Origin of the sequence: Streptomyces sp. NPDC000151 (genome assembly GCF_040301705.1) — a bacterium.
GTDB lineage: Bacteria > Actinomycetota > Actinomycetes > Streptomycetales > Streptomycetaceae > Streptomyces.
In genome coordinates this window covers 38,961-59,830 of the sequence record NZ_JBEPFC010000021.1, presented here as the reverse complement: position 1 = coordinate 59,830, position 20,870 = coordinate 38,961, and the positions used below count along the sequence as shown (strand labels likewise).

At 71.6% G+C, this 20,870-nt stretch carries 17 protein-coding genes; 9 read left to right on the top strand and 8 right to left on the bottom strand.

The features are described from left to right. Window positions 1-54: 54 nt before the first annotated feature. Complete coding sequence (locus ABT381_RS09750; protein ID WP_351590398.1) at window positions 55-657, bottom strand: TetR/AcrR family transcriptional regulator; 603 nt, start codon at window positions 655-657, stop codon at window positions 55-57. A 122-nt stretch (window positions 658-779) separates the two neighbouring features. On the opposite strand from ABT381_RS09750, the gene ABT381_RS09745 reads away from it, so the two are divergent. From ABT381_RS09745 to ABT381_RS09715, 7 genes are read left to right on the top strand one after another with little or no spacing between them, the layout of a single operon-like run. Next, window positions 780-2,504: a CocE/NonD family hydrolase gene (locus ABT381_RS09745; RefSeq protein ID WP_351590395.1), complete on the top strand. Its 1,725-nt coding sequence runs from the start codon at window positions 780-782 to the stop codon at window positions 2,502-2,504. A 35-nt stretch (window positions 2,505-2,539) separates the two neighbouring features. Beyond that, the gene (locus ABT381_RS09740; RefSeq protein ID WP_351590392.1) at window positions 2,540-4,213 is read left to right on the top strand and encodes an ABC transporter substrate-binding protein; all 1,674 of its coding nucleotides are present in this window, start codon (window positions 2,540-2,542) and stop codon (window positions 4,211-4,213) included. Continuing rightward, complete coding sequence (locus ABT381_RS09735) at window positions 4,210-5,160, top strand: ABC transporter permease (RefSeq protein ID WP_351590389.1); 951 nt, start codon at window positions 4,210-4,212, stop codon at window positions 5,158-5,160. The genes ABT381_RS09740 and ABT381_RS09735 overlap by 4 nt, the downstream gene beginning before the upstream one ends. A gap of 37 nt (window positions 5,161-5,197) precedes the next feature. Further along, a complete protein-coding gene (locus ABT381_RS09730) occupies window positions 5,198-6,079 on the top strand; it encodes an ABC transporter permease (protein WP_351590386.1) in 882 nt (293 codons plus the stop codon). Continuing rightward, on the top strand, window positions 6,076-7,104 hold the full coding sequence (locus ABT381_RS09725; RefSeq protein ID WP_351590383.1) for an ABC transporter ATP-binding protein: 1,029 nt from the start codon (window positions 6,076-6,078) through the stop codon (window positions 7,102-7,104). Before ABT381_RS09730 ends, ABT381_RS09725 begins: the two co-directional genes overlap by 4 nt. After that, a complete protein-coding gene (locus tag ABT381_RS09720; RefSeq protein WP_351590380.1) occupies window positions 7,097-7,900 on the top strand; it encodes an ABC transporter ATP-binding protein in 804 nt (267 codons plus the stop codon). Before ABT381_RS09725 ends, ABT381_RS09720 begins: the two co-directional genes overlap by 8 nt. Before the next feature lie 49 nt (window positions 7,901-7,949). Continuing rightward, the gene (locus tag ABT381_RS09715; protein ID WP_351590377.1) at window positions 7,950-8,411 is read left to right on the top strand and encodes a DUF3237 domain-containing protein; all 462 of its coding nucleotides are present in this window, start codon (window positions 7,950-7,952) and stop codon (window positions 8,409-8,411) included. A gap of 18 nt (window positions 8,412-8,429) precedes the next feature. Here ABT381_RS09715 and ABT381_RS09710 read toward each other — a convergent pair whose 3' ends face one another. After that, on the bottom strand, window positions 8,430-8,909 hold the full coding sequence (locus ABT381_RS09710; RefSeq protein ID WP_351590374.1) for a hypothetical protein: 480 nt from the start codon (window positions 8,907-8,909) through the stop codon (window positions 8,430-8,432). A gap of 185 nt (window positions 8,910-9,094) precedes the next feature. Here ABT381_RS09710 and ABT381_RS09705 point away from each other — a divergent pair, with 185 nt between their 5' ends. Further along, entirely contained in the window at window positions 9,095-10,375 is a 1,281-nt protein-coding gene (locus ABT381_RS09705; RefSeq protein WP_467754522.1) for a ricin-type beta-trefoil lectin domain protein, read from the top strand. Window positions 10,376-10,400: 25 nt separating this feature from the next. On the opposite strand, the gene ABT381_RS09700 is transcribed toward ABT381_RS09705, so the two are convergent. From ABT381_RS09700 to ABT381_RS09690, 3 genes are all read right to left on the bottom strand, one after another. Continuing rightward, complete coding sequence (locus tag ABT381_RS09700) at window positions 10,401-12,452, bottom strand: MFS transporter (RefSeq protein WP_467754505.1); 2,052 nt, start codon at window positions 12,450-12,452, stop codon at window positions 10,401-10,403. A gap of 230 nt (window positions 12,453-12,682) precedes the next feature. Beyond that, a complete protein-coding gene (locus ABT381_RS09695; protein ID WP_351590365.1) occupies window positions 12,683-15,199 on the bottom strand; it encodes a glycoside hydrolase family 3 protein in 2,517 nt (838 codons plus the stop codon). A 47-nt stretch (window positions 15,200-15,246) separates the two neighbouring features. Then, on the bottom strand, window positions 15,247-16,527 hold the full coding sequence (locus ABT381_RS09690; RefSeq protein ID WP_351590362.1) for an MFS transporter: 1,281 nt from the start codon (window positions 16,525-16,527) through the stop codon (window positions 15,247-15,249). A gap of 181 nt (window positions 16,528-16,708) precedes the next feature. Here ABT381_RS09690 and ABT381_RS09685 point away from each other — a divergent pair, with 181 nt between their 5' ends. After that, window positions 16,709-17,341 carry a TetR/AcrR family transcriptional regulator gene (locus tag ABT381_RS09685; protein WP_467754504.1) on the top strand — a complete coding sequence of 211 codons (633 nt, stop codon included), beginning with the start codon at window positions 16,709-16,711 and terminating at the stop codon, window positions 17,339-17,341. A 15-nt stretch (window positions 17,342-17,356) separates the two neighbouring features. Here ABT381_RS09685 and ABT381_RS09680 read toward each other — a convergent pair whose 3' ends face one another. The 3 genes from ABT381_RS09680 to ABT381_RS09670 are packed head-to-tail and all read right to left on the bottom strand — an operon-like array spanning window position 17,357 to window position 20,870. Then, window positions 17,357-18,391, bottom strand: coding sequence for an ABC transporter permease (locus ABT381_RS09680; RefSeq protein WP_351590359.1), 1,035 nt, complete (start codon window positions 18,389-18,391; stop codon window positions 17,357-17,359). Next, window positions 18,388-19,350 carry an ABC transporter permease gene (locus tag ABT381_RS09675; RefSeq protein WP_351590356.1) on the bottom strand — a complete coding sequence of 321 codons (963 nt, stop codon included), beginning with the start codon at window positions 19,348-19,350 and terminating at the stop codon, window positions 18,388-18,390. The genes ABT381_RS09680 and ABT381_RS09675 overlap by 4 nt, the downstream gene beginning before the upstream one ends. Beyond that, complete coding sequence (locus tag ABT381_RS09670; protein ID WP_351590353.1) at window positions 19,347-20,870, bottom strand: sugar ABC transporter ATP-binding protein; 1,524 nt, start codon at window positions 20,868-20,870, stop codon at window positions 19,347-19,349. The genes ABT381_RS09675 and ABT381_RS09670 overlap by 4 nt, the downstream gene beginning before the upstream one ends.

The following is a 20,870-nucleotide window of genomic DNA, read 5'->3' as shown; positions in this document are numbered from 1 at the left end:
AGAGTCGACTCCGCCACCCCGCTTGTCAAGACCCGAGCGGCCGCGAGGGCGGCCTCACGCCTCCGCGGCATCCGCGGGCGCGGCCCCCAGTAGGAGATCGACCGCCGCCAGCACCGTCCGCGTCCCGCGCTCGGCCGACCACCCCTCGGGATCTTCCAGCGTGGACAGCCAGTAGCCGCGAAAGAGCAGGTGGAGGATGTCCGCGGCCAGCGCGGGGGCGGGCGTGCCGGCCTCGGCGACCACGCCCGCCAGCTCCTCGCGCTGGGTGCGCGCCACGGTCCGTACCTGCTCGACCTCGCGCCCGGCGCCGGGCCCGGGCCCGGCCGCGACGATCTCCATCAGCAGTCGGCGCATCACCTCGTCGTCGTCCGCGGTGGTGCACATCCAGCGCGAGAACTCCGCCAGCCGTTCGGATCCCCGCACCCCTTCGAGTACGCCCTCCACCTCGCGCGCCCATTCCTTCTCCGCGTGGCGCAACGCGTTGACCATGAGGTCGGACCGGCTCGGTACGTAGTTGGTGACCATCGCCGTCGAGCCGCCGAGCTGCTCGGCGACGGCGCGGATGGTCACGGCCCGCACGCCGCGCTCACGGGCCACGCGGATGGTGGCCTCGGCGATCTCGTCGAGCCGCTGGACCGTGTCTACCTCGATCGGCATGTCATCGACCTCTGAAGGAGTAGGGGCGGAAGGAGTGTTGACGGGGTGGCGAACTGCTGCAATGTTGTCATACAACGACGTTACACAACGCCGTTGTATCTCATTCGGTGGGAGATGCCCCCATGCCCTTCACCTTCGAGCGGATCGGTGCCGCACCGGTCGCCGAGGACGCCCGGCAGCACATGGCCCGTATGCGCGACGGCGTGCGACTGGCCACCGACGTCTACCTCCCCTCGGGCCGGGCGGGTAGCGACGCCGCCACCTTCCCGGCCGTACTCGTCCGCCTGCCCTACGACAAGAACAGCCGGTACGTGTACCTGGACCGGGCGGCCCGCCTGTTCACCGCGCGGGGCTACGCCGTGGTGGTACAGGACGTACGGGGCAAGTTCCGCTCCGGCGGCAGCACCGTCCCCTTCCTCCGGGAGCCGCAGGACGGTTACGACGCCATCGACTGGATCGTCCACCAGCCCTGGTCGGACGGGAGCGTGGGCATGTTCGGCGACTCCTACTACGGCTTCACGCAGTGGGCGGCCGTCGCCTCCCAGCACCCGGCGCTGCGCGCGATCGTCCCGCGGGTCACCGCGGCGGACTTCAACACGATCTGGCAGCCCCCGCCCCCGGCCCTGCCCTCGCCGGTCTGGCTGGAGGGCGTCGAGTACTTCGCCCACCACTGGGTGGACCGGGACACGTACGAGTACCGGATCGACCGCTCCCGACGGCCCGTCATCGAGCGGTACGAGGAGGCGTTCCGGGCCATCGGCGCCCGCTCCTTCTGGTTCGACCTGCTCGCTCCCCGGCACGCCGGCCTGTCGACCCAGCCGGGGCTGCACCCCTTCGACGCGCGGCCCGTACCGGTGCTGCACTGCGTCGGCTGGTTCGACAACATCGTCACCGCGCACCTGCGGGACTACCTGGAACTGGCCTCCCGGCCGGGCTGGGACGCCGTTCAGTATCTGTGGGCCGGGGCGGTCGACCACGAGAACTACCGCCTGTCGCAGGCCCCGGTCTCCGAGGAGGACGACCACAACGCCCGCGAGGACGCCCTCGCGCGGATGCTGCCGGACTACGTGAATCCGGCGATCGCGTTCTTCGACGTCTTCCTCAAGGGCGTCCGGCCGGTCGCCTCGCTGGCCAAGGTGGTCTGGGAGCTCGGCCACGCCGGCCGGCGGACCGCGACCGCCTGGCCGCCGCCCGGCAGTACCGTACGGACCTGCTGGCTCACCGACCCGGCCCGCGCGACCGGTCCGCTGCCGGGCGCTCCCCTGGCCGACGCGCCCGCCGAGGCCGAGCGGACGGCGCAGTGGGTCCACGACCCGGACGCACCGGTGCCCTCGCTGGTCGACGATTCGTTCGCGTACCTGCGCACCTATCCCGACCTGGCGCCCGTCGCGGCGCGCGATGACGTACTGGCCTTCTCCGGGCCGGTACTGGCCGAGCCGCTGGATCTGGCCGGGCCGATCACGCTGGACCTGCATGTCACCAGTACTGCCCCGGTGTTCGACGTGTTCGCCAAGGTCCTCGACCTCGATCCGGACGGCCGGGCCCAGCTGATCGCCCGGGGGCAGGTCTCGATCCGCACGGCCAAGACGTCCGGCGAGATCCGTACGGCTGACACATCACGCGAGTTCCGTATCGAGCTCGGGCACACCGGCTACCGGCTGCGCCCCGGGCACCGGCTCGCGCTGGTCCTGACCGGCAGCGACGACCCGCTGTTCCTGCCGGCCCCCGGTACCGGCGAGAACCCCTGGACCGCCGTCACGACGAAGCCCAGCACCCAGACCCTGCACACCGGCGGAGCCTTCCCGTCCCGCCTGACCGTCACGGTCGCACCTCAGGACGCCCCCTGAGCCGGCCCGCATCCGCCTCCCCGAGGAGCTCCCTCATGCAAGCTCCCAGAACCATCGCTTCGGTCGCCGGCGCCCTGTGCGTCCTGCTGACAGCGACCGCCTGTACGTCCGGTACGTCAGGCACGTCGGGCTCCGGCGCCGGTCCCGGGCCGCGTGCCCACAAGCTCACCCTGACCACACCCGCGGCCACCGGCGCCCTCGACAGCGTCACGTGGAATCTGCCCATGGGCGAGCCCACGACGTTGGATTCGGCGCGGGTCGCCGACTATTCGCCGAGTACCGTCAAGGCCAACCTCTGCGACTCCCTGCTGCGGCTGAAGCCCGATTACTCCACAGGCCCCGGCCTCGCCACCTCCTGGAGCCGGCCGGACGCCACCACGCTCGTCCTCAACCTCCGCAAGGGCGTCAGGTTCTGGAACGGCCACCCCATGACCTCGCATGACGTGGTCACCAGCCTGCTGCGCCAGAAAGACCCCGCGACGCGGAGTGTCAACGCCAGCCTGCTGACCCACGTAAGGACGATCGCCGCGACCGGTCCGCATCAGGTGACGGTGCGTTTCACGGCGCCCGACGAGATGTTCCTGAAGTCCCTCGCGACCAGCTTCGGCACGGTGAACGAGGCCGCGTATCTGAAGAAGGCGGGACGCTCCTACGGGAGCGCCAGGGGCGGCCTGATGTGCACCGGCCCGTTCGAGCTGACGGCGTGGAAGCCGGGCGAGTCCCTCACCGCGACCCGCAACGCGCACTACTGGGACGCCGCCCTGCGGCCCAAGGTCACCACACTCACCTTCAAGTTCATCACGGACAGTTCCACCCTGACCAGCGCCCTGCTCTCCGGTCAGGTCGACGGCAGTTACGAGATCGGCTCGTCCGGCGCCCGTGCCCTCAGCGCCTCCGACGTCGGCACCGTCCACTACGGCCCGTCGGCCCAGACGAACTTCATCTCCGCCATCGGCCCCGGCTCACCGCTCGCCGATCACAAGATCGTTCAGGCGCTGTCCCTCGTCCTCGACCGGGACGCCCTGATCAAGAACGTCTACGACGGCGCGGCGCAGCAGCTCAAGACCTTCATCCCGCCGCTGGTGTGGCAGCACGGCCCGGCCTCGGCCGTCTACGCCAAGGGGAACGACGCCCTGCCCGCCGTCCCCGCGGTCGATGTGGACCGGGCCAAGAAGCTGGTCGCCCAGGCACGTACGAAGCGGCGGACCCTCACCGTCGCCGTGCCGGCGGGCGACCAGCAGTCCCAGCAGACCCTCACCTTCCTGCAGGCGGGGGCCGAGCGGATCGGCATCGAGGTGGTCATCAAGCAGCTGCAGCCGACGCAGATGTCGGGGCTGTTCTTCGACGCCTCCCTGCGCAAGGGCCTGGACGCGACCATGGTGATGGGTTACGTCGAGATCCCCGACCCGGTCTCCTACGCGCAGCTCCTCACGGCGCCCAAGTCCCTCTTCAACTGGACCAACTACCGTAATTCCAAGGCGACTTCGCTGCTGGATCAGGCCCAGGCCACCATGCGGCCCGCCGAGTCGGCCGCCTTGTTCACCCGGGCCCAGGCGCTCTACAGCAAGGACCTCCCCGTGGTGCCCCTCGCCTCGCCCCACGAGCGGATGTTCCTGAACAAGCGGCTCAGCGGCGCTCCCGCGTCCTTCGCTTACCTCAACATGCCCTGGGCGGCCTACCTCGGCGGCACCGGCAAGGACGCCTCGTGATCGCCCGCTTCGTCGTCCGCCGCGCGGCCACACTGGCGGTGACCCTGTTGATCGCGAGCATCGCCATCTACGGCGCGCTGTTCCTCTCCCCCGGCGACCCCGCGACCCTGCTGGCCGGCGGCGGCAAGGAGCCCGGCCCCGGACTGCTCGCCGAGATCCACCGCCAGTACCACCTGGACGACCCGTTCCTGGAGAGCTACTGGCGCTGGCTGACCGGCATGGTGCACGGCGACGCCGGCCAGTCGCTCAGCTACCAGGACTCCGTCACCCACCTGCTGGCCGACCGGGTCGGCAACACCCTGTTCCTCATCGGCTACGCCGCCGTGCTCATCGTCGTCCTCGGCGTCACCCTGGGCACCGTCGCCGCCCTGCGCGGCAGGTGGGTCGACACGGCCGTGACGGTGGTCTCCACCACCCTCATGGCGGTCCCCGTCTTCGTCATGTCCGTGCTGCTGACCTGGGTACTGGCGGTGCGTCTCGGCTGGTTCCCGGCCTACGGAACCGGCGTCGGCCTCGCCGGCCGGCTGGAGCACCTCACCCTGCCCGCCCTGGCGCTCGCCGCCTCGTGGCTCGCGTACGTCGCGCAGGTGTCCCGCTCCGCGGTCCGCGCCGAACTGGCCTCCGAACACGTCCAGACAGCGCGCAGCCGCGGCATCGGGGAGCGCTTCCTCATCCGCAAGCACATCCTGCGGAACGCCTCCGCGCCGATCGCCTCGGTCTCCGGGGTGGCCGTCGCGGGCTTGATCGCCGGCTCCTCGATCGTGGAACAGGCATTCGGCCTCAATGGCGTCGGCGCGCTGCTGATCCAGAGCGCCGCGAAGCAGGACCTGGCCGTGGTGCAGGCCGTGGCGCTGCTGACGGTGGTGGCGTTCGCCCTGATCAACACCGTGGTGGACGTGCTCACCGCCGCCCTCGACCACCGCGTTCCGCTGGGAGGAAGCCAGTGAGGCTCGAAGAAAGACAGTTGAGGCCGGGAGGAAGCCAGTGAGTACTTATCAGTTGGCCGCCGAGGCCGACGGCCGGCTGTCGCTCGGCCGCGCCCGCGTCCGTGCCCTCGCCCGCGGTCGAGGGACACTGATCGCCGCCGGAACCGTCATCGCCCTCATCATCCTGGCCGCCGTGTTCGCGCCGCTCCTCGCGCCGTACGATCCCAACGCCGTGGACCCCATGGCCGTCTCGCAAGGCGGTTCGGCGGCGCACTGGCTCGGTACGGACAACACCGGGCGCGACATCCTGTCCCGGCTGCTGTACGGGGCGCGGCCCAGCCTGCTCGCGCCGGCCCTCGTCACCGTGCTCGCGGGCACGGTGGGCACCGCGCTCGCGGTGTCGGCGGCCTGGCTCGGCGGCTGGTACGACCGGGTCGTCGCCGGCTTCCTCGACCTCGTCTTCGGCTTCCCCGGCCTCGTACTGGCCGTGGTCGGCGCCGCGGTCTTCGGGGCCGGCCTGGACATCGCCGTGGCCACCCTCTCCCTCGCCTACCTGCCGTACATCGCCCGCGTCGTACGCGGTGCGGCGCTGCGCGAGCGCGCACTGCCGTACGTATCGGCGCTGACCATGCTCGGCATGTCCGGCCGGCGGAGCTGCCTGCGACATCTCCTGCCCAACCTGCTGCCCCTCGTCCTGGTGCAGGCGACCACCTCCTTCGGCTACACGATGCTCGACGTGGCGGCCTTCTCCTTCATCGGGCTCGGCACCCAGCCGCCCACCGCCGAATGGGGCCTGATGGTGGCGAACGGCGCCCCGGACATCGTCGCCGGACAGCCCGAGCAGTCCCTCTGCGCCGGCCTGGTCATCGTCGTCTTCGTCGTCGCCTGCAATCTGCTCGGCAGCGGCCTGTCCCGCCGGCTCTCGGGAGCGGACCGATGAACCCCACCACCGTGCCACCCCTGCTGCGGTTCGACGGCCTGCACATCACCCTCCCTGTCCAGGGCGGGCACCGCGCCGTCATCCACCGGGTGGACCTGACCGTCCCGGCCGGCGGCGCCGTGGGGCTGGTCGGCGAGTCCGGCTCCGGCAAGTCGCTCACCGCGCGCTCGGTGTTGCGCCTGCTGCCTCCGGGCGCGCGCCTCAGCGGCGAGGTCCGCTTCGAGGGCGCCTCGATCGCCGCCATGGATCCGGCCGCGCTGCGTACGCTGCGCAGCCGCGACGTGGCGATGATCTTCCAGGACCCCCGGGCGCACATCAATCCCCTGCGCACGATCGGCGACTTCCTCACCGAAGGTCTGATCACCACGCGCGGCGTGCGCCGCAGGGCGGCCGAGGCCCGAGGCACGGAGCTGCTGCGCGAGGTGGGGATCGCCGATGCGCCGCGGCGGCTGCGGCAGCGCCCGGCCGAGCTCTCCGGCGGGCTGCTGCAACGCGTGATGATCGCGGCGGCCCTGCTCGGCGAGCCCCGGCTGCTGCTCGCGGACGAGCCCACCACCGCGCTGGACGTCACCACGCAGGCCGAGGTGATGGCCGTCATCGACGAGGCCCGCGTGCGGCGGGGGCTCGCGCTGCTCTTCATCACCCACGACCTCGCCCTGGCCTCGGCCGTCTGCGACAGCATCGCGGTCATGTACGCCGGCTCGGTGGTCGAAGTGCTGCCGGCCGGACGGCTGTACGAGGGCTCCTGCCATCCGTACACCCGCGCCCTGCTGGCCTCCCGGCCCGACCTCGGAGCCGGTGCGCAGCCGCTGCGGGCGATCGGGGGCAGGCCCCTGTCGGCGTCCGAGGCCGGCCCCGGCTGCGCCTTCGCGCCCCGCTGCCCGGCCGTCCAGGACATCTGCGCTGCCGAGCGCCCGCCGCTGGAACCCACCGGCGACGGCCGCACCGCCTGCCACTTCCCTCATCTGCCGCACGCCCAGCCGGACGACACAAGCGACACGGACAGGAGCGCGTACCATGCCTGACACCGCCGTGCCGCCCGCCCTGGAGGCAGTAGGTCTCCGCAAGGCCTTCGGTGACTTCCTCGCCGTCGACGACGTCAGCCTGACTCTTCCCGCCGGTGCCGCACTGGCCGTGGTCGGCGAGTCGGGATCGGGCAAGACCACCACCGCCCGCATGATCGCCGGGCTCGACGTGCCGACCACCGGCACCCTCCGGTGGAACGGTCACGGCCTGCCCGGCCGCCGGGCCCGCGCCGCCGAGCGCCGGCGCTTCGCCCGCGATGTCCAGATGGTCTTCCAGGACCCGTACGCCTCACTGGACCGGCACCAGCGCGTCGACGACTGCATCGGCGAGGTACTGGCGCTCCACACCGACCTCACCGGACGTGCGCTCACCCGGCGTACGGCCGAGCTGCTCGACCAGGTCGGGCTCGGCCCGCGGCAGGCCCGCTCCCTGCCCCGCGCCCTGTCCGGCGGACAGCGGCAACGCGTCGCCATCGCCCGCGCCGTGGCCGTCCAGCCGCGCGTCCTGGTACTCGACGAGGCGGTCGCCGCGCTGGACGTCTCCGTACAGGCGCAGATCATCTCCCTGCTGGCGGAGCTCCGCGAACGGTCCGGCATCGCCTACCTCTTCATCACCCACGACCTCGGCCTCGTCCAGCACCTCTGCGACGAGATCGCGGTCATGCACCGCGGCCGGATCGTCGAACGGGGTCCCACGGTCTCCGTACTCGAACGGCCCCAGCACGCGTACACCCGCGAGCTGATCGACTCGGTACCCCGCCAGGGCTGGAAACCGAAGCGCCGCGCCACGGCCTGACTCTCCGCGACCGCACCCCAACGCCCCTCTACACCACCGGAGTTACGCAATGTCCTTCTCTCCCGCTCTGACTTACGCGTTCGAGATCCGCGCGCACCTCAACGCGTCCCTGCACATCGGCCACGGCGACGGCGAAGTCACCGAATTCACCCCGATCGTCGGCGGCACCGTGGACGGCCCCCTGCTGCGCGGCAAGGTCCTCGCGGGCGGCGGCGACTGGAGCAGCACCCGCGGCGAGATCTGCCAGCTCGACGCGCGCTATCTGATCCAGGCCGAGGACGGCGCCGTCATCGACATCGTGAACCGCGGTTACTACCACCCCGCCCCCGACAGCCCCGACCAGTACGACGACGGCCTCCAGGTCACACACTCCGGGCACTACTACCGCACCTCCCCCGTCTTCCGCACCGACGCACCGGAGCACCGCTGGCTCGCCGAGACGGTCTTCGTGGGCCTCGCCCGCCCCGAGGGGGAGGACACGGTGGCGATCCGCATGTACGCGCTCAAGTAACCGCGCCCGTAGCACGGGTCAGAAACGCACCGGTGCTTGCCGGAGGGCTCCCATCCCGCGCAGCTGACGCGCCTTCATGCAGCTCTCCAGGTGGTCGATGAGGTCATCGGCCGGCCCCAGGCCGGTGCTGCGGTCGGTGACCAGGGTGTGGCCGTCGTGCACCAGTCGGTACTCGAAGCGGTCAGCGGAGCCCTCGGAGACGCTGCGGGAGGGAAGGGCAGCGAAGTCGACGGCGCCAAGCAGGGAGCCGAGCTTCTCGCGCTCGGCTCCCGTCAGGTCACGGCCCGGATGGCTGCCCTTCCAGTCGGTGAGCAGCACCGACCCGTCGGGCCGTACCTCGATGCCACGCCGGACCCCCGCGATCCCACCGCTGACGCTGAGACTCACCTCTTTGGACGCATCCCCGAAGTCGTTCCCGGACGCGACGGACTCCCCGCAGCCGACCAACAGCAGCACACCCGTGAGAAGGGCGAGGAACCGTCCGATGCGCTGTGCCATGCTTCCGCTCCCCTGGCTCGCCGTGCCGCCACTTTACTGAGGAGACCGGCTTTTCTGGTGGGACCAGCGCCGCGAGTCCTTCCCCGAGAGCGCTCTCACCCAAGTATTGACAGGGACGCGTCAGCACCGCTTCACTTCCTGAAGGCAGGTCCGGACCAATCGAGGCGGGTCACATGTCCCTTCGCATGTCCTTCAACGTGTCCCCAGGGAAGCGCCGGCGCCCTCTCCGCGGCATCTCCCTGGCCACCGCGGCACTCACCGCCGCACTGAGCTGGGCCCCCGGTTCCGCCGCCGCGGCGCCCCCACCGGACGCACCCAACGCGTCGATACTCGCCGCCACCTTCGAGGACACCTTCGACGGCCCCGCCGGGTCGGCGGTCGACGGCGGCAAGTGGCAGACCGAGGCCGGCGACAACGTCAACAACCACGAGCGGCAGTACTACACGGCGGGCAACGCCAACGCCGCGCTGAACGGCCAGGGCCAGCTGGTCATCACCGCACGCCGCGAAAACCCCGCCAACTACCAGTGCTGGTACGGGCGTTGCGAGTACACCTCGGCCCGGCTGAACACCTCGGGCCGCTTCACCTCCACCTACGGCCACGTCGAGGCCCGGATGAAGGTGCCGCGCGGCCAGGGCATGTGGCCGGCGTTCTGGATGCTCGGCAACGACATCGGCCAGGTCGGCTGGCCGAACAGCGGCGAGATCGACGTCATGGAGAACGTCGGCTTCGAGCCGGGTACGGTGCACGGCACGCTCCACGGCCCCGGTTACTCGGGCAGCGGCGGCATCGGCGCGCCGTACTCCCTCCCGAACGGGCAGGTCTTCGCCGACGCCTTCCACACCTTCGCCATCGACTGGGCGCCGGACTCGATCACCTGGTCCGTGGACGGCACCGTCTACCAGCGCCGCACGCCCGCCGATCTCGGCGGCAAGACCTGGGTGTTCAACAAGCCCTTCTTCCTCATCCTCAACCTGGCCGTCGGCGGCTACTGGCCCGGCGACCCCGACGGCTCGACCGCCTTCCCGCAGCAGCTCGTCGTCGACCACGTCCGCGTCACCACCTCGGACACGGCCGGCAGCGCCGGTACTCTCCGCGGGCCGGGCGGCAAGTGTCTGGACGTGGCCGGCGCCAACACCGCCAACGGCACGCCCGTGCAGCTCGCGAACTGCAACGGGAACGCGGCACAACGCTGGACGGTGGGCACCGACGGCACCATCCGGGCGCTCGGCAAGTGCCTCGACGCCGCCTCGGCGGGCACGGCGAACGGCACGCGCGTACAACTGTGGGACTGCAACGGCACGGGTGCGCAGCGCTGGTCGTACAACGCTGCCACCCACGACGTGGTCAACCTGCCCGCCGACAAATGCCTCGACGTCGTCGGCGGCAACCCGGCGGACGGCACGCCGACACAACTCTGGACCTGCACGGGCAGCGCCAACCAGAAGTGGTCACTGGCGCCGTGAGGCAGCGCCGGCGGTCTTCATCGGTTCACTCGTGGCCGAGGTCCACATCGTGGCTGATCACTCCGTGTCCATTCACGGTCAGCGGGTCGGCGGCCGGTGGGTATCCGCCGGCTATCAGCGTGTACTCGCCGGGGGTCAGGCCGTTGAAGGCGTAGTGGCCGTCGCTGCCGGTGGTCGCGGTGCCCGCGACATCGCCTGCCGCGTCGACCAGCGTGACCCGCGCGCCGGCCAGCGGGCCGTGGTCGGCGCCGGCCCTGACCGCTCCCCGGACGTGCGTACCGGCGGCCGGGCCGGCGGCGCCGGAGAGCTGGACGTCATGGCCGAGCGGCCCGTCACCGACGAGCACGGTGGACGCCTGCGGCCGGCGCCCGTCGGCAGTGGCGATCAGCACATAGCTGCCGGCGACGGGTACGGCCAAGTCGTACCCACCGTCCGGCCCCACCGGCATACGCCCCAACTGCCGCCCCTGCGGGGAAATCAGGGTGACGGTCGCGCTACCGACCGCTCCCCCTTCGGCATCCCGCACAAAGCCATGAACCCTGCTCCCTCCAGTACCGATGTGGCCCTCCGTGCCCGCGGCCTCCTGCAAGGAGTTGGCCGTCTTCAGCGGCACCTCCCTGATGCAGAGCGCCAGCAAAAATGCCATGCAGGCGAACGGAGCGGCGTACAGGAAGACATCGGCGATGCCGTGCCCGTAACTGCTCTCGACGACCCCGCGCACGGTGGGCGGCAGTGTCTTCAGGTCGGGGATGTCGCCCCCGCCCGCGTGCGGCATCGGTATGCCGAGCGAGGCGAAGCCGTCCTTCATGTACTGGCCGATCCGCGTGGAGAGCGCGGCGCCCAGGGCGGAGACGCCGATGGCGCCGCCGAGGGTGCGGAAGAACGTGACGAGTGAGCTGGCCGCGCCCAGGTCCTTGGGGGCGACCTGGTTCTGCACCGCGAGCACCAGGTTCTGTTGCATCAGGCCGATGCCGATGCCGAGTACGGTCATGTAGACGACGACCTGCCAGTACGGGGTGTCGTACCGCATCAGGCTCAGCGTGGCCGCGCCGCCGGTCAGGAAGAGCCCGCCGCCGACGAGGAATATCTTCCAGCGTCCGGTGCGGGTGATGATCCGGCCCGAGCCCATCGAGGCGACCAGCAGTCCCGCCACCATCGGGATGGTCGAGACGCCCGACATGGTCGGCGTCTTGCCGCGGGAGAGCTGGAAGTACTGGCTGAGGAAGACGGTGCCGGCGAACATGGCGACACCGACGAAGACGCTGGCGAGGGAGGTGAGTGTGATGGTCGCGTTGCGGAACAGGCGCAGCGGGATGATCGGTTCGCTCGCGCGGGTCTCGACGAACAGGAAGATCAGGCCCAGTAGCACCGCTCCGGGCACCATCACACAGCTCTGCCAGGACAGCCAGTCGTACGCGTCGCCGGCCAGCGTGACCCACACCATCAGCAGGCAGACCGCGGCGGTGACGAAGAAGGCGCCCAGCCAGTCGGCCTTCACCTGGCGCTTGACCACCGGCAGGTGAATGGTCTTCTGCAGCACGACCATCGCGATCACGGCGAAGGGCACGACCGCGTAGAAGCACCAGCGCCAGCCGAGCCAGCTGGTGTCGGTGATGACACCGCCGATCAGCGGGCCGGACACGGTACCGACGGCGTACGTCGCACCGAGGTAGCCGCTGTACCGGCCCCGCTCGCGCGGCGACACCATGGCCGCCATGATCACCTGCGAGAGCGCGGACAGCCCGCCCGCGCCGATGCCCTGCACCACGCGGCAGGCGATCAGCATCCCGGCGTTCTGCGAGAAGCCCGCGACGATCGAAGCGACGATGTAGAGCAACAGCGCGAACTGGACCAGGAGCTTCTTGCTCACCAGGTCCGACATCTTGCCCCACAACGGGGTGGTCGCCGTCACCGAGAGCAGGGCCGCCGTGACGACCCAGGTGTACGCGCTCTGCCCGCCGCCGACGTCGGCGAGGATGGTCGGCAGCGCCGAGGAGACGATGGTGGAGGACAGCACCGCAACGAACATCCCGAGCATGAGCCCGGAAAGCGCCTCCATGATCTGCCGATGAGACATGGCCGCGGCGTGCGCACCGTGTCCCCCGTGCCGGGCCCCGCCGGACTGCACACCCTCGGACGCTGTCGATGCAGTTGATGCCGTTGTCGTCCTCATGACCTTCCTCTTGCCGCCCCCTCCGGCCCTAGTTGGCCAACGCAACCATAATTAATTTGGTTGCTGCATTCAACTGAGCGTCGGAGGGTAGCGGCCTCGGAGGTCAGGACGGCTGACCGGCTCTTGGCTACTGACTACCGGCTGCCCCCAGCCGGCACCTCGGTCCTCAGTCGTACGTCGGTCAGGGAGCGGCCGGTTTCGGCGGTGTATATGCCGGGGAGCAGCCGCCAGTCCTGTGCCTGCTCGTCCCAGATCTCGGCGGCGCGGCGGGGGACGGGGATGCGGACTTCGGCCGTCTCGCCGGGGGCCGCGGAGACGGAGGCGAAGCCGGCGAGGCGGCGAGCCGGGCGGTCGACGGTGTCGGTGTCAGCGTCGGTGTCGGTGTCGGTGTCGGTGTCGGTGTCGGTGTCGGTGTCCGGGGTGGCGAGGTAGACCTGGATCACCTCGCGGCCGGGGCGCTCACCGGTGTTGCGCACGCGTACGGTGAGGGTGCCCAGTCGGTCCCCGTCAGCGGCGGGGGCGTAGGTGGCCGTCTCGTACTCCCAGTCGGTGTAGCCGAGGCCGTGTCCGAAGCAGTACGCGGGCTCGGCGGCTGCTTGCTGCCAGGCGCGGTAGCCGATGAAGACGCCCTCGGAGTAGGGGAGTTCGCCATCCTTTGGGGTGACGCGGGTGACGGGGGCATCGGCCAGTCGGGCGGGCCAGGTGGTGGGCAGCCGGCCGCCCGGCTCCTCGGCGCCGAGGAGGACGTCCGCGAGGGCCGCGCCGGCCTCCTGGCCGGGGAACCAGCTGAGCAACACCGCGGCCACGTCGTTCCGCCACGGCAGCTCCACCGGGGAGCCGGAGTTGACGATCACGACGGTTCGGGGGTTGGCGGCGGCGACCCGCCGGACCAATTCGTCCTGGTGGCCGGGGAGCCGGAGGTCCGTACGGTCGAAGCCCTCGCTCTCCACACGCTCGGTGGTGGCGACCACGACGACCGCGGTGCCGGCCGTGCGCGCGGCGGCCACGGCCTCCTCGATGAGCTCCTCGGCGTCGCGCCGGGGCTCGCGGTGGACGAGGGCGAAGCCGACGGCCTGGATCGGCGCGTCCGGGAGGTCGGGCACGGTGTGCAGAAGGCCGACCTCGACCGGCTGCCCCGCGGTGAGTTCCACCTGGCCGCGTTCCACGGGCGCGCCGAAGAACGCCTCGAACGGGTCGTCGTGGTCGGGGGTCTGGACGTCCTCGTGGAGCACGCGGTCGCCGACGGTGAGCCGGAAGCCGCCGATGCCCTTGGTGCCGAAGCAGTGCGCGCCGCTCTCGCGCGGGGTGAAGGTGCCGGCGATCTCGACGGTGTGCAGCTCTTCGTGGGTGACGCCCGCGGGCAGGTCGTCGCCGTGCCACTGGACCGCGCCGCTGGGCAGCGAGGTCTCCCCCAGTACCCGCCCGTGCCGGTCCCGGCAGACCGCCCGCAGCGTGAACCCCTGTCCTGCAGCGGCGAGTTCATCGCTCGGGTCGGCGCCGACGCAGTAGGTGAGGTCGCCTTCGGGGAGGGCGGCGCGCAGGCCGTCCAGCGGGGAGACGATGTGGTCGGGGAAGACCTGCGCGGAGCCGCCGCCGAGGACGCGGGCGTCGCGGGCCGCGGCGCCGATGAGGGCGACGGTGCCGGCCTGCGCGGGCCCGCCGAGGGGCAGGGTGCGGTTCTCGTTGCGTACGAGGACGAAGGCGCGGCGGGCGATCTCGCGGGCCAGTGCCGCGCCGTCGACCTGGGCCGGGAGGTCGGCGGGGGCGACGGCGGGCGGCGCGCCGTCGAGGATGCCGACGCGGGCGGCGAGCCGCAGGACGTTGCGTACCGCGTCGTCGACGAGGGACTCGGCCACCTCGCCCGCGCGGACGGCGGCGGCGAGCGCGCTGCCGTACACGGTCTTCGGCCCTGGCATGGCCACGTCGAGGCCGCCTTCGATGGCGCCCTTGGTGGACCTGGCGGCCATCCAGTCGGAGACGATGAAGCCGTCGAAGCCCCACTCGCCGCGCAGCACCTCGTTCTGGAGGTAGCGGTGTTCGGTCATGGTGGGGCCGTTGACGGAGTTGTAGGCGGCCATGATGCCCCAGGGGTGGGCGTTCTTGACGATCGTCTCGAACGGCGCGAGGTACAGCTCGCGCAGCGGCCGCGGGGCGACGGTGTTGTTGACGGTGAAGCGCTCGGTCTCGGCGTCGTTGGCGACGAAGTGCTTCACGGTGGTGCCGACGCCGCCCTCCTGTACGCCGGTGACGTATCCGGTGCCGATCGCGCCGGTGAGGTGCGGGTCCTCCGAGTAGCACTCGAAGTGGCGGCCGCCGAGCGGGGAGCGGTGCAGGTTGACGGTCGGGGCGAGGAGGACGTGCACGCCCTTGCGGCGGGCCTCCTGGGCGAGCAGGTGCCCGGCGCGGCGGGCGAGGGCCGGGTCCCAGGTCGCGGCGAGCGCGGTGGGGCTGGGCAGGGCGACGGAGGGGTCGTCGGCGGTCCAGCGCACGCCGCGCACGCCGACCGGGCCGTCGGACATGACCAGGGACCGCAGCCCGATCTCCGGGAGCGCGGGCAGCGCCCACATGCTGCGGCCGGCCAGCAGCCGGGTCTTGGCGTCGAGGTCCAGCTTGCCGAGCGCGTCCTCGATGGTCGTGTCGTACGGGGTCATGCGTGACTCCTTGGTGCGAAGGGATGGTGCGACGGGCGCGGGCCGGCTCATCGCGCGCCCTTGATACGGGTGACGAGTACCGAACCGATCAGCGCGGCGGCCGCGGCCACGCCGAACAGCAGGGGGTAGTTCCCTCCCCCGCCGATCGCCAGCACGAACGGCGCGATCATCGGCATCAGGGACTGCGGCAGCGCGTTGGCGATGTTGACGATGCCGAGGTCCTTGGCGGGGTTGTCGGGGTCGGGCAGGACGTGGGTGATCAGCGCCATGTCGACGGCGTAGAAAAGGCCGCCGCCGACGCTCATGACGAACTGGGCGACGACGATCCAGGTGAGGTCCGGGGCGAGGGCCAGCAGCGCGAGGCCGGCGGCGACGATGAGCCCGGAGGCGACGACGAAGGGCTTGCGGCGGCCGAAGCGGTCGGAGAGCCGGCCGCCGGCCGCGGCCGTGACGGACTGGACGGCGTAGCCGGCGGCGACCAGTACGGCCACGGTGCCCGCCGTGGCGGCGGCGCTCACGCCCATCCGGAAGGGCAGGTAGTAGGCCAGGTAGGTCATCGGCGCGACGGAGCCGAACATGACCAGGAACTTGGTGAGCCAGGCCCAGCCGAAGTCCGGGCTGCGGCGCGGGTCGAACACGAAGCTGCCGAGGAACTCCCGCACGGAGAACGGCTCGGGCGGCCCGGCCGGCGCGCGGTCGTCCAGCGTGAGCACGAACCAGCCGACCAGGGCGACGGTCAGCACGGCCGGCAGCAGGAACATCACCCGCGCGTCGGTGCTGAGCGCGGCGATGCCCGAGCCGGCCAGTACGGCGGCGGTGAGGCCGGTGCCGATGGCCCCGGAGGCGCTGCCCCGGGCGGCTTCGGGCACCTGGTCCGGGATGGTCGCCATGAGGGCCGCGTACACGGCGTTGAAGGAGGTCTGGACGACGGCCCAGCCGATGACGAGGGCGGGGACGGAGGGCACGAAGGCGATCACCGTCAGGCCCAGCAGGCCGCCGACGAGTCCGCCGACGAGCCAGGGCCGGCGGCGCCCGAAGCGGGAGCGGGTGCGGTCCGAGAGCCTGCCGAAGAGCGGATTGGCGATCACCGCCAAGACGGCGCCGACGCCGAGCACGAGGCCCAGTACCGATTCCTTGTCGCGGGGCGCGATGTCCGCGACGCGCAGCGCCATGGTGACGATGACGGGCGTCAACAGGGCGCTGTAGAGGCCGAAGTTGGCGAGGCCCAGGCGGAGTACGAAGCCCCGCGGGGCTCTTTCCGCGTCCGGGTCGGTGCTCGCGGGCTCGGCAGGCGTGGTGGCTGGAGCGGGGACAGCTGCCTGATCCACTGCCGTACCTCCTCATTGAGGTGAAGAAAGCGGCTCGAAGGCAGGGAGGAATCACGCCACGAGACGGCGGGCTCCCTGCGGTTCGCAGCATCGTGTCCCAGCCACCTGGTGAGCGGTAGGCTTTGTAATGTCTTCGTTACCTTCAGGGGTCCGGACCGTTTCGTCGATTAGGCTCGGGCCCGTGGCAGCGAACGAACGGTCCGTGGCGAAGGAACGGGAAGCGCGGCGCGGGTGGGCCGTGCGCGGCGAGGACCGCCGCGCGGAGATCCTCCGGGCGGCGCTGGAGGTGATCGCCGAGCGCGGTTACCGAGGCGCCTCGCTGAGCGCGGTCGCCGAACGGGTCGGCATCACCCAGCAGGGCCTGCTGCACCACTTCCCCACCAAGGAGGCGCTGCTCGTCGCCGTGCTGGAGGCGCGGGACGCGTGGGACACCGGCGGCGGCTCCCCGCGGCGCGGCGAGCCCTGGCCGCTGGACCTGTACGCCTCGCTCGTCGAGTACAACGCCATGCGCCCGGGCATCGTGCAGACCTTCTCCGCCCTGCTCGGCGAGAGCGTGACCGGGGAGGACCACCCGGCGCGGGAGTTCTTCGCCCACCGCTATGCGACGGTGCGCGAGTCGGCGGCCGCCACGCTGCGGGCCGAGTTCGGCGACCGGCTCCCCGGCGGCCGTACGCCGGAGGAGGCGGCGCCGCTGCTCATCGCGGTGATGGACGGCCTGCAGTTCCAGTGGCTGCTGGACCCCGCGGCCGTGGACATGCCGGCCGCCTTCCGCACGCTGGTCCAGCTCCTGGGCCGGACGGAGCCCAAGGACTGAGGCCCGGCTGCTCGTTCAGGTCCGCCGCCCCCGCCGCCCCAGCCACGTCTGGGCGATCACGACCACCGCGAGGAACGCGCCGCTGACCACCTGCTGATAGGCGGAGTCGAGGGAGCCGATCTGGTTGATGACGTTCTGGATGACCTTCAGCAGGAGGACGCCCACCAGCGAGCCGCTGAGGAAGCCGGAGCCGCCGGTCAGCAGCGTGCCGCCGATGACGACGGCGGAGATCGCCTCCAGCTCCATGCCGGAGCCGAGGATGGTGACGCCGGAGACCAGCCAGGCCGCGTTGAGCGCCCCGGCGAGCCCGGCGCACAGGCCGGACAGCGTGTACACGATGATCTTCGTACGGTCGACCGGCGCACCCATCAGCGCCGCGGCGTCCTCGTTGCCGCCGACCGCGTAGACGTACTGGCCGAAGCGGGTGCGGCGGAGCACCAGCGCGCCGGCCGCGAACAGCACCAGCGCGATCCACACGGGCACGCCGACCCCGAGCAGCCTGCCCTGGCCGAGCGTCGCGAAGAACGTGCCCTTGTCGACGAGGTACGTCTGCGATCCCTCGTCCGTGACGGCGAGCAGCAGGCCGCGCGCGCCGAGCATCGCGGCGAGTGTCACGATGAACGGGGCGAGCCGGGACCGGGCGATCAGCACCCCGTTGAGCAGGCCGATGAGGCCGCAGACGGCGAGCGGGAGCAGCAGCGCCACGGCCGTCCCGTACCGCGATCCCCACGCCGCGAGCACGCCGCCGAGCGCGAACAGCGAGCCCACCGACAGGTCGATGCCACCGGTGACGATCACGAACGTCATGCCGAGCGCCACGACCGCCAGGAACGCGGACGACAGCGCCATGTTCTGGACGTTGTCGGCCGTCAGGAAGGGTTCGAAGGTGAGCGCCGCGACGATCACGGCGAGTACGAGGGTGACCAGCGCGCCGTGCTGCTGGGCGAGCGCGCTGAGCCGCTCGGCGGGCCGCGGCGCGTCGACCGCCGCCTCCTCGGCCCCGGCAACAGGCGGCACCGGCACCGGATCGCGGACATCGGCGGTGGTCATCGCTTCCCCCGTTCCCTGGCCGCGTAGACCGCGAGAACGATCACCGCGGCCTGGGCGATCTGGGTCCATGACGGCGGCAGGTCGTGCTTGATGAGTGTGGCGGTCAGCAGCTGGATCAGGACGGCGCCGGCAACGGTGCCGCCGATGCGCACGCGGCCGCCGCTGAGCGGAGTACCGCCGACGACCACGGCGGTGATCGCGGACAGCTCCATCAGGGTGCCGAGCGAGGTGGGGTCGCTGGCGGTGAGCCGCGCCGTGGCCAGCACGCCCGCGATCGCGGCGAGCGCCCCGGAGGCGGCGTAGACGAGGATCAGTACGCGGCGTACCGGCAGGCCCGCCAGGCGCGCGGCCGGGCGGCTGTCCCCGATGGCGAGCAGCTGCCGGCCGAAGGTCGTGCGGCGGACGACGAAGGCGGTGAGCAGCGCGAGGCCCGCCGCGATCAGGACGAGATACGGGACGCCGAGTACGGCACCGGAGCCGAGGGCCGCCATGCCGGGGTCGTGCACCTGCTTGAGCTGGGGCAGCAGGACGAGTGCGAGGCCGCGTCCGGCGACCATCAGCGCGAGGGTGGCGACGATCGGCTGCACCCCGACGAAGGCGATGAGCGAGCCGTTCGCGAGGCCGACGACGATGCCGCCGACCACCGCGACGAGCAGCGCGATCCACGGCCCGTACCCGAGGTAGAGCGAGACGAGTGAGGTGGCCAGGGCCATCACTGAGCCGACGGACAGGTCGACGCCCTCGGTGCCGATGGCCAGCGCCATGCCGAGCGCGACGATCAGGACGGGCGCGACCTGCACGGCCTGGGTGCGGAAGTTCTCGGCGGAGAGGAAGTGCGGGGTGAAGAGGATGTTCACGAGGAGGAGTGCGGCGACGCCCGCGTAGACGCCGTAGTTCTGGAGGAGGCTGCGGAGCCGGTCGCGGTCGGCGGTGGCCCGGCCCAGGGACAGTGCGGTCATGCGGGGCCTCCCGCGGGTGCGGTCGCGATGGCGCGCATCAGGCGGTCTGCGGTGACGGCGTCGCCGGTCAGCTCCTCGACGACGGCGCCGTCCTTGAGGACGACGATCCGGTCCGAGCCCTCGATCAGCTCCTCCATGTCGGAGGAGATCAGCAGGACGCCCAGGCCGTCGGCGGCGAGCTCGTCGATGAGCCGTTGCACCTCGGCCTTGGCGCCGACGTCGATGCCGCGGGTCGGCTCGTCGAGCAGCAGTACCTTCGGGTGCATGGCGAGCCAGCGGGCGAGCAGCACCTTCTGCTGGTTGCCGCCGGAGAGTTCGCCCACCTTCTGGTGCGGCCCCGCCGCCTTGATGCGCAGCCGCTGGACGAAGGTGTCGACGATCCGGTCGATGCGGGCCTCGTCGACCAGGCCGAACCGGGACAGGCCTGGCAGCGCGGCGAGCGCGATGTTCTCCCGCACCGACAGGCCCGGCACGATGCCCTCGGCCTTGCGGTCCTCGGGGAGCAGGCTGATGCCGGCGCGGATCGCGGCGGGTGTGGAGCCGGTGCGGACGGGGGCGCCCGCCACCACGACCGTTCCGGAGTCCAGGGGCAGCGCGCCGGCGATCGCCTTCGCGGTCTCGCTGCGGCCGGAGCCGAGCAGCCCGCCCAGGCCGACGACCTCGCCGGGCCGTACGTCCAGACCGACGCCGCGGAGGTGGTGACGTACCGTCATGTTCCTTGCGGACAAGACTGGTTCGGTGTCCTTGGCGTGGTGGCCGCCGGTGAATTCGGTACGGCCCTCCTCGCGTACCTCGCCGGGATCGCGCCCCAGCATCAGGGAGACCAGCCGCAGCCGGTCGAGGCCGGTCATGGGGCCCGTGTGGACGGCGCTGCCGTCGCGCAGCACGGTGACCGCGTCGCAGATCTCGTACAGCTCCTCCAGGCGGTGGCTGACGTAGACGACGGCGATGCCGCGCTCGCGCAACATGCGGATCACGCCGAACAGGGTGCGCACCTCGCGCGGTTCGAGGGAGGAAGTCGGCTCGTCCATGATGACGACGCGCGCGTCCACCGAGACCGCGCGGGCCAGGGCCACCATCTGCTGCGCGCCGACGCCGAGTTCGCGCAGCGGGCGGCGGACGTCGACGCGTACGCCCAGTTCGCGCAGCGCCTCGTCCGCCGCGCGGTGCATCCGGCGGAAGTCGATCAGGCCGAGGCGGCCGCGCGGCTCGCGGCCGAGGAAGAGATTGCGGGCCACGCTCATCAGGGGGACGAGGTTGACCTCCTGGTAGATGGTGGAGATGCCCGCGTGCTGCGCTTCGAGCGGGGTGGCGAAGGCGACGTCCGCGCCGTCGTACGTCATCGTCCCGGCCCCCGGGTCCGGCCGGTACACACCGGTCAGGACCTTGATGAGGGTGGACTTGCCCGCGCCGTTCTCGCCGATGAGGGCGTGCACCTCCCCAGCGCGGGCGGTGAAGTCGACGCCGTCGAGCGCCCGTACGCCGGGGAAGGTCTTGCTGATGCCGGTGACCGACAGCAC